Origin of the sequence: Mesorhizobium shonense (assembly GCF_040545255.1) — a bacterium.
GTDB classification, from domain to species: Bacteria; Pseudomonadota; Alphaproteobacteria; order Rhizobiales; family Rhizobiaceae; genus Mesorhizobium; species Mesorhizobium shonense.
This window is the reverse complement of sequence record NZ_JBEPLM010000004.1, coordinates 74,379-90,400: the sequence shown is the minus strand read 5'-3', so window position 1 is coordinate 90,400 and position 16,022 is coordinate 74,379. Positions and strand designations below refer to the sequence as shown.

General features: G+C 61.1%; 12 protein-coding genes and 1 pseudogene. 6 read left to right on the top strand and 7 right to left on the bottom strand.

The genetic code is table 11. The features are described 5' to 3' along the window. On the top strand, positions 1-681 hold the full coding sequence (locus tag ABID26_RS12800) for a redoxin domain-containing protein (RefSeq protein ID WP_292372126.1): 681 nt from the start codon (positions 1-3) through the stop codon (positions 679-681). A 79-nt stretch (positions 682-760) separates the two neighbouring features. Here ABID26_RS12800 and ABID26_RS12795 read toward each other — a convergent pair whose 3' ends face one another. Continuing rightward, positions 761-3,691, bottom strand: a complete 2,931-nt coding sequence (locus tag ABID26_RS12795) for a trifunctional glycosyltransferase/class I SAM-dependent methyltransferase/polysaccharide deacetylase (protein ID WP_292372124.1) — start codon at positions 3,689-3,691, stop codon at positions 761-763. A gap of 740 nt (positions 3,692-4,431) precedes the next feature. On the opposite strand from ABID26_RS12795, the gene ABID26_RS12790 reads away from it, so the two are divergent. Genes ABID26_RS12790 through ABID26_RS12775 form a run of 4 tightly spaced genes read left to right on the top strand, consistent with a single transcriptional unit; the run spans position 4,432 to position 9,353 of the window. After that, positions 4,432-5,097 carry a hypothetical protein gene (locus ABID26_RS12790; protein ID WP_126102034.1) on the top strand — a complete coding sequence of 222 codons (666 nt, stop codon included), beginning with the start codon at positions 4,432-4,434 and terminating at the stop codon, positions 5,095-5,097. Between the two features lie 7 nt (positions 5,098-5,104). Beyond that, positions 5,105-7,771 (top strand): OmpA family protein, encoded by a 2,667-nt coding sequence (locus ABID26_RS12785; RefSeq protein WP_292372123.1) that lies wholly within the window; start codon positions 5,105-5,107, stop codon positions 7,769-7,771. A gap of 13 nt (positions 7,772-7,784) precedes the next feature. Continuing rightward, on the top strand, positions 7,785-8,279 hold the full coding sequence (locus tag ABID26_RS12780) for a Rab family GTPase (RefSeq protein WP_354415654.1): 495 nt from the start codon (positions 7,785-7,787) through the stop codon (positions 8,277-8,279). A gap of 3 nt (positions 8,280-8,282) precedes the next feature. Then, the gene (locus ABID26_RS12775) at positions 8,283-9,353 is read left to right on the top strand and encodes an adenylate/guanylate cyclase domain-containing protein (RefSeq protein WP_292372119.1); all 1,071 of its coding nucleotides are present in this window, start codon (positions 8,283-8,285) and stop codon (positions 9,351-9,353) included. Positions 9,354-9,412: 59 nt separating this feature from the next. Here ABID26_RS12775 and nadC read toward each other — a convergent pair whose 3' ends face one another. The 4 genes from nadC to ABID26_RS12755 all read right to left on the bottom strand — a co-directional run bounded on the left by nadC (position 9,413) and on the right by ABID26_RS12755 (position 13,730). After that, complete coding sequence (nadC, locus tag ABID26_RS12770; RefSeq protein ID WP_292372117.1) at positions 9,413-10,270, bottom strand: carboxylating nicotinate-nucleotide diphosphorylase; 858 nt, start codon at positions 10,268-10,270, stop codon at positions 9,413-9,415. Further along, positions 10,267-11,811, bottom strand: a complete 1,545-nt coding sequence (locus ABID26_RS12765; RefSeq protein ID WP_292372115.1) for an L-aspartate oxidase — start codon at positions 11,809-11,811, stop codon at positions 10,267-10,269. Before ABID26_RS12765 ends, nadC begins: the two co-directional genes overlap by 4 nt. Continuing rightward, a complete protein-coding gene (gene nadA / locus ABID26_RS12760; protein ID WP_292372113.1) occupies positions 11,808-12,782 on the bottom strand; it encodes a quinolinate synthase NadA in 975 nt (324 codons plus the stop codon). The genes ABID26_RS12765 and nadA overlap by 4 nt, the downstream gene beginning before the upstream one ends. 66 nt (positions 12,783-12,848) lie before the next feature. Continuing rightward, positions 12,849-13,730 carry an NUDIX hydrolase gene (locus tag ABID26_RS12755; RefSeq protein ID WP_435528568.1) on the bottom strand — a complete coding sequence of 294 codons (882 nt, stop codon included), beginning with the start codon at positions 13,728-13,730 and terminating at the stop codon, positions 12,849-12,851. Positions 13,731-14,475: 745 nt separating this feature from the next. On the opposite strand from ABID26_RS12755, the gene ABID26_RS12750 reads away from it, so the two are divergent. Further along, on the top strand, positions 14,476-14,712 hold the full coding sequence (locus ABID26_RS12750; RefSeq protein ID WP_292372108.1) for a hypothetical protein: 237 nt from the start codon (positions 14,476-14,478) through the stop codon (positions 14,710-14,712). 510 nt (positions 14,713-15,222) lie between these two features. Here the strand turns inward: ABID26_RS12750 and ABID26_RS12745 are convergent. Continuing rightward, positions 15,223-15,443, bottom strand: a pseudogene (locus ABID26_RS12745) (cytochrome b); the annotation flags it as partial. Positions 15,444-15,459: 16 nt separating this feature from the next. Beyond that, on the bottom strand, positions 15,460-16,017 hold the full coding sequence (gene petA / locus ABID26_RS12740; protein ID WP_292372107.1) for a ubiquinol-cytochrome c reductase iron-sulfur subunit: 558 nt from the start codon (positions 16,015-16,017) through the stop codon (positions 15,460-15,462). Positions 16,018-16,022: the final 5 nt, after the last annotated feature.

Genomic DNA, 16,022 nt, shown 5'->3' with positions numbered 1-16,022 from the left:
ATGTCCGCGCGTATTGACTTGTTACCGCTTCAACCGGGCGACCGTGCGCCGAATGTGGTGCTCGACGCCATTACCCAGGAAGGCAAGATCGCGCTTGACGACTTTCGCGGACAAAAACCGGTGCTGGTCGGCCTGTTTCGAGGCCTGCATTGTGCGTTTTGCCGGCGCCATATCGCCGCCCAGGCGCGACTTGATCCGGAGCTGCGCGAAAAGGGCGTGGAGAGCCTGACGGTGGTAAACACGCCGATCGAACGGGCGCGTCTCTATTTCCGCTACCACCCGATGCCGAATCTGCTTGCGGCCTCCGACCCTGAACGCGCTTCGCATCGTGCTTTTGGACTGCCCAATCTCGAATTCACCGAAAACGAGACGGTCTGGCCGTACAAGGTCTCGATGGCGGCGGCAAAGGATATGCGGGTCGACGTACCGGGCGAGTTGCCTGGTCCAATGGATCCATTTGCGGCCAGCGAATTCCTCGACAAGAAGGACAATTACGAAGTGACCGAGGCCGACGAGCAGATGATGGCGACGGGACATGGACAACTGATCGGTCAGTTCCTGCTGGACCGGCAGGGGGTCGTCCGCTGGAGCTTCACGGAGGTTCCGGAGGGTGGGCGATACATGTTTGGGGCGCCGAACCCGCAGGAGCTGATGTCAGCCGTGTCCCAGGTCGCCCAATAGACTTGCGAACGAGGCGACGGGCGGGACGCTGAAGGAAAAGCGGAACCAATTTGTCGCAAATCTAGACGCTGCCCACCGTTCATTCGAGCACGGCCTCGACACGGGCAACAAAGTCATCGAGCGAGCGATCCCCGCGAACCTCGATGCGCGGAAGGTCGATGGGATCGCAATCGAGGTCCGCAGGCCCATGTTTGCCGCCGAAGCCGATCCGATAGCCGCATTCCTTGGCCAACCGGCCAAGCCGTCGGTCAGTGACAGAGAAGGGTGCCGCGAACGCCGTGGTCGGCCGACCGGTCCACCGTTCGACGAACATGCGGGAGCGCAGGAGCTCGGCGGCCAACTCAGAACTCGACAGACCATCGATCGCGCGATGCGTCGCCAGATGGCTTCCGAAGAACGCACCTTCGCCGGCGAGGCGTCGCACCGTCCCGGCGTCCATAAGCTGCGTCGGCGGACCGCTGTCGACATCCCACCGTGCACTTTCACCCACCAAGTCCGTTACCAGGAACACTTCCGCGGTCAGGTCGTTCGCGCGCAAGATCGGCCAGGCATGGTCGGCAAAATTCTGGAAGCCGTCATCGAAGGTGATGAGCACCGGGCGGCCAACGAAAGGTTGACGGTTGGCGATGGACCATCCCAACTGCTCGGACGTGATCGCGTGAAAGCCGTTGGCGCGCAGCCACGCCATCTGGCTGCCGAATGCGGCGGGCGTGAGCCGAAAACGGGCGAGGGCGGCCGGACCATCATCGGCGACGCCGTGATACATGAGGACAGGCATACGCTGCCGCCGCTCGCTGCGTGCGACGTCGCGGCGCAAGGCCCGTGCCCCGCCCCAGACGACATTTCGCGCGACTCCAATACCGATGGGCGCGCGGATTGGCACATGATCGATCACCGGTTCCGTGGCCATGCCGTCCGGTGACAGGCGGCGGAAGCGGTCTATGCGATAGAGCTCGGTCTGGATCGATTGCTCGAGGACGAGGCCTTCGGTCGCTGCCAGCGTCTGCGAGATCGCTTGTGCACCGAAAGTGTTCCAGTCGAAGCCCGTCCTTTCTACATTGTCACGGAGCACGAATGCGTGTGCGCTGACGAAACTGCCGCCGGGCGCCAACGCCGCAACGATTTTTTTGGCGATGCGCCGCAACTCGTCGAGATCATCCAGGTAGTAGAGCACTTCCGAACAGACGATCAGATCCATCTCGCCCGGCAGCGTGTCCGCCGAGAAATCCAGTACGCCGAACTCGACATTCGGCTGATCGCTGCATCGCGCGCGCGCCCGCCCGACGGCTACGTCGGAGATGTCTGTTGCGGTCAAATGGCCCACTCGCGGCGCCAGTTGCCGCGTGAAGTGGCCCTCCGCGCAGGCCAGCTCAAGCGCCCGTCCGATGGGACCGGCGGGCAGAATTTCGAGCTGCCGCTCATACTTTTCCTGCTCATAGGGCGAACGATAGTTCCAGGGATCCTCGGTCGCGAAACGGCGATTCCAGAACGACGTACGATCATTGTCGTGGCCATTCGCGGCTCGTGCGCGGCGCGGCGTTGCAAGACGCTCCGCAGGTTCGGCGCTCGACCGAACCAGCCGCTGCGCCTCCGCGGCCAATCGCGCGAGTTTGCCGAAGTGGCTGTCCCGATCAGGCCGGGGTGCCGCCATGGACGACGATGCCTTGGCTGCAAACATGTCTGACTTGTCGGCGCCGGCGCCCGTTTGCGGTGCAAGCCGCTCAGGGGGCACGAAATTCAGCGCCAACTCAATCCAATGACGCCTTGTCACTTTCCCGAGTGCGCCGAACTGCGCGCGAGCCTCGATCCGGCCATCCATCATCAGATAGGCATAAATTCGATCGATTCCTTCCGGAAGGTCGGTGGAGGCCGGATTTCGAGCGTCGACGCGGATTCCAAGTGTCCGCGCCAGTCTGCGCGGCGCGGCAAGGTCGTCGAAGTCGAGAAGCATTTGCTCAAGGTGATACTGGACGCGGCGAGCCGCTTCGGGATCGTTCCAGAACTTGCCGAGTTCAACGATCAACTCGGTGATGGAACCGCCGAACCTGTCCCACCTGGCAGCCAATTGGGCTGGCGCCGATAGGCTTCCTGCCATAAGGCCGTCGAAGGCCACCTTGGCGATCTCACCCGCCCACTTGCGCCCTGCCGGCAGCGCGCGCAGGGACTGCGGGTCGATCGAGCGCGCGCCGCGGCCGCAATCCGACGCGGCGTTCCACAACGCGAACCACGCGAGTGCTTCGGAAGCGGTGCCGCCATTCGCCGAAATCGCTCCATTGGCGTGAGCCGGTGCTGGGCGTTTGACCCTGGGATCAGGAGAAAAGCCGCGGGCGATCACGATTTCCGCATCTGCCAACATCTGCGTCGAATTGCGGGTGAGCGACTTGGGGCCGACCCGATAGAAAGCGAGCGGTTCGTCGACCATCACCCAACGCTTGCCTAAACGTGCGAGGCGCAGCCACAGATCCCAGTCCTCGCAGGTGCGCAGCGACACATCGAAACCGCCCAACTCGACAATTGTCTCCCGGTCGACCAGCAGCGCGTGAGTGCGAATGGCACACCGGCGGGCGAATGTTTCGAAGGGCTGGATCGCAACCTCCGTCGAGATGCTCGACGGGGTGAGTTCGCCATCGGGCATCACGCGCCGAGAACCGCAATAGGCGGCCGCTGCATCGGGAGCGCTTTTCAGTGCGGCCAGCATTTTGGCAAGGAAGCTGGCAGCCACCCAATCGTCCGCATCCAGAAACATGAGCCATTGGCCGCGCGCTGTCGAAGTCCCGCTATTGCGCGCGCCGGCGGCGCTATGCGCGCAAGAGCTCAGCGTCCGAAATCGGGCATCGCGCTCCACATAACCGGCGATGATCGCGGGGGTGCGGTCCGTGGAAGCGTCGTCGACGATGATCGCCTCCCAATCCACTATCTCCTGATCGAGAAGGCAATCGAGCGCGCGCGCCAGCGTTGCCTCCGCGTTGTGCACAGGAACCACGATTGAGACCAAGGGATTATGCGCCACGCCGTCTTACCCGCGCCTGGTTCGAAGGTAGGGCAAGAGCCCCGAGACATAGCCGGCGATTTCCGGCCAACGGAAACGGTCGTCAGGGACGCTGCGTCCAAACAGTCTCCTGCGAACTCTCCCGAGATACCACAGCGGCTTCCATTTGAAAGCCCGGCCGTCCCGAAACCTGACAGTCCGGTGCCGGCCTCAAGCTGGCCTGTCAGGGATGCGCCGCATGGCAGTCATTTCTAAAGTCCTGTCGATTCATCAAAAGTAGACATCGCTAATGCAAAGGTCGCAAGCAGCCTTGCGCCAATAACAGCCGTTGTCCCTGCATTCTCGAACAGCCATTCTCCGTCCGAAAGAAGAGCTTCCTTCCAACGGTGGGCCCGCGTCGGAGGCTGACGGGCGCAGTATACATCCGGGTGCGAGACAGTACCTGCGCCTCCAGGTTAACGAACTGCAATGCACCAAAGGACTATTCTAAATTTATTTTCGATCCAGCAGATATAGCCTGACATTACTCCTTTCGGTAGTAGATTGCATCAAATGGTCAATTTGGATATCTGGTTATTTCCGCTATCAAAAGAGGTAAAGAGCGACATCAATCGGAACTCGCGCATTTGTTGTCAGTCCAACAGGCGTACAAGCGGCGCACGAATCGGCTCGAACCAAGAAGATTTCGGCTTGCGGGTCGGGTATTTGTCTGACATAATTTTTTGCTTCCGAGTTCTGCACTGGGCAATTGGGGCATAGTGATGGCTAAGGAATCTTCGAGTGCCGCTTCTTCAGCAAATAAAGCGGACGCAAATCTGATAGGTAATGCAGAGGGAAACGGGCTGAACTTCATGGCGGGCCAGGCTCGCGAGGGTGGGGCCTCGGGCGATGCCGTAGGTGTCGACAAGATACGTGATCTGCTGTTCGGCAACCAGATGCAGGACTATGACCGCCGCTTTTCCAAGCTTGAAGAACGGGTCCTGCAGCGCTTCAAGGATGTCGAGTCCGAGGCCAAGCGCAATCTCGAAATGTACGAGTCAAACGCGAAGAAGCAGGTTGACTCGCTTGCGACGCAATTGCGGAATGAAAAAGATGCACGGGCCGAGGCCGACAAGGAGATTGACCGGAACCTTCGCGATCAAAATCAGGCACTTGAAAAGCAGGTGCGCGCGCTGTCGGATCAATTGAGCGATCTCGAGCGCGAAGTTGCGGACCGGATCAGTCGAAACGATCATTTGCTGCGTGAGGAAATCAAGCAAAAGTACGAAAGCGTTCAGATGCTGATAGAGAAAGTGTTTTCCGACCTCAGCAACGTCAAGACCGACCGAAATCTTCTGGCTGGCCTGTTTGTCGAGGTCGCAAAATGTCTGAATCAGGATCCCGTCGGCAGCAAGGGCAACTCGGAGCGTAACTGGAAAGCGAGTTGATCGGAACTTGACGTCGAGCGTCGACCCAATCAGCCTTCCTCAAAAAGCAGCTTCGAACGATACCGAGATTGATCGCGAGGCTCTGGCTCGCCTTTTGATCGAAATTGCCCGAAACGTTGATCCGGACCATCGTGCGCGTCTGGAAGGAGTTCCGACCGCCGATCCTCGCATGGAAACGCTTCGCCAGTTGCTGGTCGGCGGCGAAATTTCGGAGCTTTCACGCGTTACGCACCTGCTCGACGAACCAGAGCAGCTTGCGGCTGCAGTGGGAGGCGTTCTCCCCAGTGCAGCCTCGCTCGCGCCTCATGCGCAACTCGGCGAGGCCCTTGCGCCGGCTGTCGAGAGGGCCGCGCAACGGTCCATTCAGAAGAACCCGAGCACGCTCACGGATATATTATACCCGGTGTTCCTGCCGGCTATTCGCAAGTCGATCGGCGAAAAAATCGACCAAACCTTTCAGTCGCTGAATGAATCTTTAAGACATATATTTACCTGGCATGGACTTAAGTGGAGATTTGAAGCTTGGAGAACGGGAACAAGCTTCTCGGAAGTTGTCCTTAATCATTCTCTCGTCTATCGTGTAGAACACGTCTTTCTCATTCACCGCACTTCCGGGCTTTTGATCGCGCATGTAACTGCCGAAAACGCTACGAGCGAAGACCCTCAACTGATTTCTTCGATGCTTAGCGCAATTCAAGATTTTGTAAGGGACTCATTCAACGAGAAAGAACAGAGCGGGCTGGACACTATCCGGTTCGGAGAGCTTCGCCTGTGGTCGGAGGTTGGACCGTTTGCGACCTTGGTTGCGGTGATCCGGGGAAATCCGCCGGAGGAATTACATGAAATAATTCGCGATGCATTGCTTCGCATCCATGAAGATTGCTCACAGGCTTTAGAGCAGTTTGACGGCGACAGCTCGCAGCTGGCCGGCGTGGAGACGCGGTTGCAGACCTGTGTTGAACTGCAGCACGCGGATTCAAACCAGGGATTTCCGTGGCTGGTGGTGACGGCAGTCCTGCTGGTTTTGATTCCGGCAGGCGGCTGGTTCTTTCTTTCCTGGCAAACCGGGCAGCGCTGGCAGGCCTATGTGTCGCGGCTGGAGACCCAGCCGGGCATCATCGTTGCCGAACAAAAGGTGCGCGGTGGCCAATTCTATATTGCCGGCCTGAGGGACCCGCTTGCCGCCGACCCGCAGTCGCTGTTGTCCGGAACGCAGGTCGATCCTGCTCGCGTTCATTCAAACTGGCAGTTCTATCAGAGCCTCGAGCCGGCGTTCGTGTTGAAGCGGCTGACGGCGTCGCTGGCGCCGCCGGATTCGGTACGACTTTCGATCGTCGATGACCGCATCGTTGCCGAGGGCGAGGCCACCGCCGCGTGGATCAGCCGCGCGCGGGCCGCCGCCCAGCAACTTTCGGCGGGCGGGCCGGTATTCGATATCGCCAGGGTCCGCGATGTGATGAGTCCCGAAGAACGCGCGGCGGAACGCTGGCAGGCCTACGTCTCGCGGCTGGAGACCCAGCCGGGCATCGTCGTCTCCGAACAAAAGATGCGCGACGGCCAGTTCTATATTGCCGGCCTGAGAGACCCGCTTGCAGTCGACCCGCAGTCGCTGTTGTCGGGAACGCAGGTCGATCCCGCTCGCGTTCATGCAAGCTGGCAATTCTATCAGAGCCTTGAGCCGGTGTTCGTGTTGAAGCGGCTGACGGCGTCGCTGTATCCGACGGATAAAGTGCGACTTTCGATCGTCAATGGCCGCATCGTTGCCGAGGGTGAGGCTCCCGACACCTGGATAGATCGGGCGCGCGCAGCGGCAAGACAGCTTTCGGCAGGCGGACCGGAGTTCGACATCTCCAAGGTTCGTGATGTGAGCCCCGATGCACGCGCGGCGGAGCATTGGCAGTATTATGTGTCGCGACTTGAGGCCCAACCGGGAATCATCGTTGCTCAACAAACGGCGCGGGGCGGACATTTCTACATTTCCGGTCTGAGAGACCCTCTTGCCGCCGACCCGCAAGCTCTGCTGTCCGGAACGGAGGTTGATCCTGCCCGCGTTCATTCACAGTGGCAATTCTATCAGAGTCTTGATCCGAAGTTCGTGGTGAAGCGGCTGACGGCGTCGCTGTCCCCGCCGAAATCGGTTCGGCTTTCGATCGTCCAGGGTCGCATCGATGTCGTGGGCGAGGCACCTGCCGGCTGGATCAGCCGGGCGCAGGCCGCCGCCGACCAACTTTCGGCGGACGGAGTGGTTCTGGATGTCTCGCAGCTGCGCGAGCTGAACCTTGCAGAACTTAATCATTTGAGAGAGGCTATCCAGACGACCGATATTTTCTTCTCTTCCGGTAGAGTTGTCCCGGGAGCGGAGCAGACGCCGGTGCTCGACAGATTGGCTGATCAGTTGAAGGAATTCGCCCAAAATGCCCGCAAGGCAGGCGTGACAGCGCGGTTCATGTTGACCGGCCATTCGGACACAACGGGCCGTGAGACGGCCAACGCGTCGATCAGCGCCGCCCGCGCCGAGACAGTTCGCGCGCTTCTCAACAAGCGCGGCGTCGCTCCGGAACTGCTGCAGGTTCGGGGCGCCGGCACCTTTGAGCCGGCGGTGCCCGAAAATGAAAATAGTCGAACTGGGAACTCCACCAATCGCCGGGTCTCGATTACTGTGAACCTGGAGTAGTGCGGAGCCCAGGATGCTGCAAAAAAAGATCTGCATGTTGGGCGGGTTCGCTGTCGGAAAGACGAGCCTGGTGCGCAGGTTTGTGCAAAGCATCTTCTCGGAAAACTACCTGACCACGGTGGGCGTGAAAATCGACAAGAAGAGTGTCGTACTCGCGGACAAAACCGTGGATCTGATTTTGTGGGATTTGGCCGGCGAAGACGATATCGGCTCATTCCGCGTCAGCTATGTGCGAGGTGCGACCGGGCTGGTGCTTGTCGTCGATGGAACCCGGCCCGCTACTCTTGCCGTGGCGCTCACGCTGCGCGAGCGGGTCGAGGCCGAATTCGGCGTGATGCCGTTCATATTGCTGTTCAACAAATCCGATCTCACCGATCGGTGGGCGATATCGGATGGTGAGATCGACGAACTGAAGCAGCGTGGATGGCAAATCTACCTGACAAGCGCGCTTTCGGGCGAACATGTTGACGATGCGTTTCGTCACCTTGCTTCGATGGTCGCCAAATAGACCATGCCCAGGGTGCCGAAAGAAGTCAGAAGCTGGATATATGATTTCTTCTATGATGAGCGCTCTGCCGCATATCTGAAAATTGACGCCCGGCAATGCATAGCCGCGAAGGGCGGCAACATTGAACATTACGGACTCTCGTCGCTTCGCACTGGCAAGCCTGTTGCCGATCAGCTTGAATTCATGGAAGGGCTGCTGCCTTGCCCGGAGCTTCCATATCATATGCCCATGGTGGAGCTGCCCGGAGGGCGTGTCGCGGACCTTCATCTCTTTGGCGACGGCGGCTCGGTGTGGCTGCTCTTTCTCGACGCCACTGCCGAACGCGACAACCAGCAGCGGCTTCAACAGAAGGCTTATGAAATGACGCTCCTGCAGGAGAGGGAGCGTCAACTCAATGCGAAGCTGCAATCGACGAACGAGGCATTGAGGGAGAGCCAGGAGGGATTGACGCGTGAATACCAGCGCGCCGAGTCCCTGCTCCTCAACATTCTTCCGGCGTCGATCGCGGAGCGGCTGAAAGCGGACGAGCAAATCGCAGACAACCACGCGGAGGTCAGCGTGCTTTTTGCCGATATCGTCGGTTTTACGGAAAGAGCGAGGAGCGTCGGAGCCGTGACGACGCTCGCTATTTTAAATTACTTCTTCAAGGCGGCGGATCTGCTCTCGGAACAACATGGCTGCGAAAAAATCAAGACCATCGGCGATTGTGTGATGGCGGTCGCTGGCCTGCCCGCCGCGCGATCCGATCATGCAGAAGCCCTTGCGCACTATGCGCTCGAGCTGCGGGAGGCGGCCAGGCGCGAGCGCTTCGCAGGCGAACCGCTAAGTCTCAGAATTGGAATTCACTCCGGACCGATCGTGGCGGGCGTCATAGGCAAAAGGCGGTTTGTCTATGACCTGTGGGGCGACACCGTCAATCTCGCCGCACGTATTCAAAAGTCCGCGGAGCCGGATGAAATCCGTATTTCGGATGCAACTCACAAACTGCTTGGACCAGATTTTGCTTGCGACCCACTCGCGGAAACGGAATTGCGCGGCACAGGTCGTGTGCGAATGTGGCAGCTCCTGGCCTGATGCCGCTTGGCCGTGCCGAGCTGGAGCGCATTGCATCTCAAGCTAGTCAAACACCGCGTTCAGAGTTCCCGAAAGTCGAGCCCGATATCGAGGATCGGGGCGCTGTGAGTCAACCAGCCGATGGAGATCAGGTCGACGCCGGTCGCGGCGATGACCGGCGCCGACGCGGACATTATCCTGCCCGACGCCTCGGTGATCGCCCGGCCGGCTACCATGCCAACCGCCTGGCGCAGTTCGTCGGCCGACATATTGTCGAGCAGGACGGCATCCGGGGCAAGCGCGAGGGCTTCATCCAGTTGCGTCAGCGTGTCGACCTCGACTTCGATCTTGACGAGATGGCCGGCGCCGGCCCGCGCCCGCTCGATCGCCGGGCGAATGCCGCCGGCGATAGCGATATGGTTGTCCTTGATCAGGATGGCGTCGTCGAGGCCGAAACGATGGTTGGAGCCGCCGCCTGCGCGCACGGCGTATTTTTCGAGCGCGCGCAATCCGGGTGTCGTCTTGCGCGTGCAGGCGATTTCCGCCTTGTGCCCGCGCACGGCATTAACGATCGACGCCGTTGCCGTGGCGATGCCGCTGAGACGGCACAGGAAATTGAGCGCCGTGCGTTCTGCCGTCAGGATGGCCCGGGCCGGGCCTCTCACCGATGCGACGGCTTGCCCTTGCGTGACCTTGCTGCCGTCAGGAGTGTGCACCACCACGTCCACATCCTGGTCGAGCAGCCGGAAGGCGAGCCTTGCAATATCAAGCCCGGCGACAGTTCCGCTCTGACGCGCCGCAAGGACGGTCGTGGTTCGACGGTCCTTCGGAACAATGCAGTCCGTGGTCAGGTCGCCAGCCCGGCCGAGATCTTCGAGAAGGGCTGCTCGCACCAGCGCTTCGAACATGATTGTGGGTAGTGGCGAGAGGTTTTTCATAGGGCCTCTTCTGGCCTTCGGACGTGATCGAGTTCATGCGCCGCCGCCAGGGCGGCGTCGAGCGTCATTCTGGGGCGCCGGTCGACGGCTGCATGGCCGGGAAAATCCGTTCGGAAATGAGCGCCCCGGCTTTCCTGACGCTGCAAGGCGGCAATCGCGATCATCAAACCGACGGCGGCGGCATCGGATGAAGCGTCGTTCCGCTGCGCCAGCGGCAGCAAGGCGCCCGCTACGTCCTTCAAGCCTTCGCCATCCCGCGTGACGCCGAGGGCGCGCGACAGGAGAAGGCGCGCAGGCCCTGGGTCGGGCCTCGGCCCCTCAGTTGCCGCAAGCCGCGTCCCAGGGGCGGTGGCAAACGAGCCAGCCACGCTCTCGGCAACCCAGCGCGGGCAGACGATCGCTTCGGTCAGCGAGTTGCTGGCGAGCCGGTTGGCGCCGTGCAGTCCTGTCGAGGCGACTTCTCCGCATGCCCAAAGTCCGGGGACCGACGTGCGTCCTGCCAGGTCCACTGCGACACCGCCCATGTGATAGTGCTGCGCCGGCCTGACGGGAATGAGGTCCAGCGCCGGATCGATGCCGGCGGCGCGGCAGGCAGATGCGATCGTTGGAAAATACCGCGCGAATGCCGGGCCTGGCTTTTGGCGTGCGTCGAGGAAGACCTGATGGCCGCCTGCCAGATGTCTCCAGACCGCGCGCGCCACGATGTCGCGCGGCGCGAGTTCGGCGCCCGGCACGCCATCGAGGAAGCGCCGACCTGTCTGATCGACCAGGATTGCCCCTTCGCCGCGAACCGCCTCGCTGACGAGCGCCATCGGACGGCCCGGCCCGTCGAGCGCGGTCGGGTGGAACTGGATGAACTCCATGTCGGCCAGAAAGGCGCCTGCGCGTGCGGCAAGCGCCAGGCCCTGCCCAAAACTGCCAAGTGGATTTGTCGAGTCCTGAAACAGCCCGCCGATCCCGCCCGTGGCGAGGACGACCCGCCCCGTGGCAAAGAGCACTTGACCTGTGTTTGAACTCGCCTGCACACCGACGATCCTGCCATCCGACACGGCAAGCCGGCGCGCCTCGACACCCTCGAGGACCGTTATCGTGGGCGTCGACCGCACGGCGGCCACAAGTCCGCGCATGACTTCGCGGCCGCTGCCGTCGCCACTGGCGTGAACGATGCGCCGGCGGCTGTGCGCCGCCTCCAGCCCAAGCCGCAATGCTCCTTCGAGCGTCCGGTCGAAGCGAACTCCGAGCCGCGCCAAGTTTTCGATCGCGGACGGGGCGGCATACACGATGCGCCGCACGGCCTCCGCATCGCAAAGCCCGTCGCCGGCGGCAAGGGTGTCGGCAAGGTGGAGTTCCGGATCGTCGTCACCGCCCAGGGCGGCGGCAAGCCCACCCTGGGCCCACGCGCTCGATGCATCCGCGCCAAGCGGCGAGCGTGACAAAAGCAGCACCGGTTCGGGCGCCAGATGGAGCGCCGTCATCAGTCCGGCTATGCCGCCGCCGACGATGACCGGCCGGCCTGCGAGGTCTTGGACATCCAGGATCATACGGCCAGCATCCGCTCCACGGCCAGCCGCGCGCGTCCAGCCACCTCGGCATCGACGGTCACGACATGGCGGTTCCGCTCCAGCGCCGCGCGGATGTTGGCGAGCGTTATGCGCTTCATGTGCGGGCAGAGATTGCAGGGGCGCACGAACTCGACTTCAGGGTGCTCGACGGCAACGTTGTCGCTCATCGAACATTCGGTCATCAGCACCACGCGCGCGGGCCTATGCCGTCCGACATAGTCGGACATCGCCGCCGTCGAGCCCGCGAAATCCGCTTCCGCGACAACCTCCGGCGGGCATTCGGGATGAGCCAGTACCGTGACATTGGGATACGCCTGCCGCAGCTCGCGAATATCGGCGGGCGTGAAGCGCTCATGCACTTCGCAGTGCCCCTTCCAGGCGATGATCTCGATCTTTGTCTGAGCCGCGATGTTCCTGGCCAGATATTCGTCGGGCAGCATGATGACCCGCGGCGCCCCCAGCGATTCCACCACCGCCAATGCATTGCCCGAGGTGCAGCAGATGTCGGACTCGGCCTTCACGGCGGCCGAGGTGTTGACGTAGGTCACGACCGGCACGCCGGGATAGCGCTGCCGCATCAGGCGTACGTCCGAAGCCGTGATCGAGTCGGCCAGCGAGCAGCCCGCGTCCAGATCCGGAATGAGCACGGTCTTGTCCGGATTAAGTAGCTTGGCCGTCTCGGCCATGAAATGCACGCCGGCCAGCACGACGACATCGGCTTCGGTCGACATCGCCTTGCGGGCAAGCGCAAGGCTGTCGCCGACAATATCGGCCACGCAGTGGAAGATTTCCGGCGTCTGATAATTATGCGCCAGGATGACCGCGTTGCGCTCGCGCTTCAGCGTGAGAATGGCATCGATGTCGTCGGTGAAGGCCGGCCATTCGATCGGCGGGATCACCCGCTGGACGCGATCGTAAAGCGACGCGGCGGTAGGCAGCGAACTGTGCATCGGCGCTCCAATTATTCTCAATATGAGTATAATTGACGCATATACTCACTGTGAGAATAAGGGTTGTCAAGCCCGCGACAATGGCAATTTCGTCCCCGCCACCGCCCGCTCGTCGAGAACGGCGTGACGGAAGCGGAAAAGCTTCGCCGGCCGTCCGACCGTGTCGGCGGTTGTCTCTCCCGCTTCCTCGACCAGCTCCTGCTGTTCGATCAGGCGCCGGAAGTTCGGCTTGTGGACCAGCCTCCCGGCCAGCGCTTCCACGGTCCGCTGTAGCTGAAGCAGGGTGAAGAGAGGCGGCATCAGCTCGAACACGACAGGCCGGTACTTGATCTTGGAGCGCAATCTGGCGATGCCGGTTGCCAGGATGCGGCGGTGATCCGCCGCCATGGACGAGCCAGTGGCCGATCGGACATCATTGTTCAAGCCGCGATGCGCTTCCTCCACCAGGGCCGCCTCATAAAGCAGCTCGTAGCGTTGCAGCACCAGCTCCTCGTTCCAGCCGTGACCCTCGAGACCGAAGGCAATGGCCATCCGCTGCCGGCGTTCGCCTCGCATCGAGAAATTGTCCGGGGCGTCTGCCCAGGCGTTCAGCCGCGGGACAATCACCTGATGCAATGCAGGCGGGACGCCGTGGCGATGATCCTCCCAGGGGAAGTAATCATACCAATCGCACCATGTCGCCTTGCCGGCGGGCGCCGACTGCTCCTCACGGGTGAGGGCTAGATAGCTGATCGAAATGATTCGTCGCGACGCGTCGCCCACGCGATCTCGGTCGGCGAAGGTATAGAGTTGCTCGATGTAGCCAAGGGGATGCCGCGTCTGCTGTTCGACCCAGTCCCTCAAGCCGGACTGCAGCGAGCGGTGCCCAAGTTCGAACGGGCCGGAGGGCAGGGCCTTGCCACTATCGATGGTCATCACGCGCGGTTGACCATTTGTCACCGCGACCAAGACCGCGATCAACTCGGCAACGATTGAATGTGACAGTTCGTTTCCGCGCCGGTTTGTCTTTGATGCCACCTTGCATCTCGCCTCAGAATCCAAACCCAAGAATATCGGGACGCAACATACGTGACACCTTGAAGTCCTTGAACCTCACCGTTTCGACTTTTTGTCGTTGCACAGGCCATCGATGGCGTATCGAAAGACGGGGCCAACACGCCGGCTCGTTGGACCAAATACGCCGAAAATCCGTGAAACGCGCTCAAGTGCGCCGTACGCACCGAAAAATTCAACGATTTCATCAGTTTGCAGAACCAGAAGCGTGGCGGCTTCGGCGGAAGGGTACAGGGGAGAAGAGAGGATGGTGCCCAGAGGCGGAATCCAAGCAAACGAAATCTGACTTTGTTTTCAACTGTTTGGAGATCGCTCGGCGGAGGTGGTGACCAACAAAAATACCAACAAAATATTTCTGTGGATTAGTTCAGTTGCCAGACCGCCTCTTCCCCGTTGCCGTTGATTGCGGCGGACGGCACTTCGCACGCACGATCGCGCAAATCCACAGAACTCTTCCGCTCGATCCTGGATGACTGCTCCGCGCCTCATACGAGTCGTTCCCGGATCGACTGACGAGCCCGAAAGTCGCCAACTAATCATTTGATCGGGCGGAGGTGGGATGCGCCATTGGATACATCCCGGCAATGGCTAGGCCGAGCCAGTCCCTGGTGACCGAGCCTATCGAGAGAATTTCCAGGCGTTGAATGACGAGGGCATCGCCCTCGGACCTGAGTGCTTTCCCACCGTCATGTGGGCTGGCGGTGAGAGGGAACCCAAAGCGATCCCGGATCTATTCCAAGGGATGAACGGTTTCGTCGTGTTGGAGAAAGCTGCGGACGTTTTGCTTCAGTTCGATCTGGGCGAGGGCGGTGTCGATCCAGTGAAATTGCTGCGTCGGGACCGTTTAACGGCATTTCCTGATGCATACTCTTTCTAAACGTTGGAAACTGGAAGACCGCGTTCTTGGTCGAGCAATCGCCGCGAGCCAGATCATCATCCGGGGGTGGATGGGTACCTCCGGGCTCGCTCGAAGATGATGATTTTGCCGTTTCCATGACTCGCGCATCGCAAGGCGCGGATATCTGGGTCGACACGCAGGTTTGGGACGCGTTCTTCGTCGGTGCGGCGCTGGGCGCGCTACGGTCCGCGAAGGTCGCCAAACCTTTCTGGCTGCGGAGATTAAGACGGTTCACGATTGACCCCGCTCAGACGCGTAACCCACCTCATATCCATGCTCTCCAGGTCAGTCAGTATCCGTCCTCCGTCGAGCAGGCCGAAGTGCTGAAGCGAGCAGGACCACTTACCATTCCCAATGGACTGCGAGACGACCGCGATCTCGGAGTCGCTAATTCAGCCGGACCGCAATCACCGGCTGCATTCCGAGATGGTCGCTGGTCTGGAAACGCTGCCCCTCGATGATCACAGTCTGTTTCCGGCCGGTGCGCTCGAGATTTGTGTCGGCCGCATAGTGCATGGCCAATACGATGCCGGTGGCGATCTGCAACCCCAGCATCATCGTCAGGATACCGCCAAACGTGTATGCGAAATTCAGGTTCCGCGGCACCGGATAGACGATGAAGGAGTCATGCACCAGCCGCGGCAGCGCCAGGCGTCCAACCGGCGTTCGATGCCGGCTTTGGGCTTGTAGGTCGAGCGTCCCTCCTTCATCGAGGTGTCCTCTGCCTCAGCCGATACGGATCTTGGTGTTGGGAATGAATTGGAACACCGGCACCGCCATGTTCTCCGGAGCCGGGCCTTTGCGGATGCGTCCGGCACCGTCGTATTGCGATCCGTGGCATGGGCAGAGCCAGCCGCCGGCATCGCCTTCCTGGCCGACCGGAATGCAGCCCAGATGCGTACAGATCTGAACCATCACGATCCAGGCTTCCTTGCCGGGCGCGGCGCGGTTGGCATCGGTCGCCGGCGCATCGGCAGGCAGATTGGCGTTACGGGCGATCGGGTCCTTGAGGTCGGCCAAGTTGACAGCCTCGCCATCCTTCCCTTCTTTTTCGGTGCGGTGGCGCACGACGACACGTTTATCGCGCCAGGTCACCACCAGCGATGTTCCCGACGTCAGAGAAGATGCGTCGACCTCGATCGGGTCCACTTTGCGCGTCTGGTGGCCGAACGTCTCGATTTGGATATTTTCATACCTCCGATGGAACCGCCGGCTATGGACGTCACAATGTATTGGCACCGCCGATTTGATCGCGACACCGGGAACGCTTGGCTTCGTGAGCAACTGGT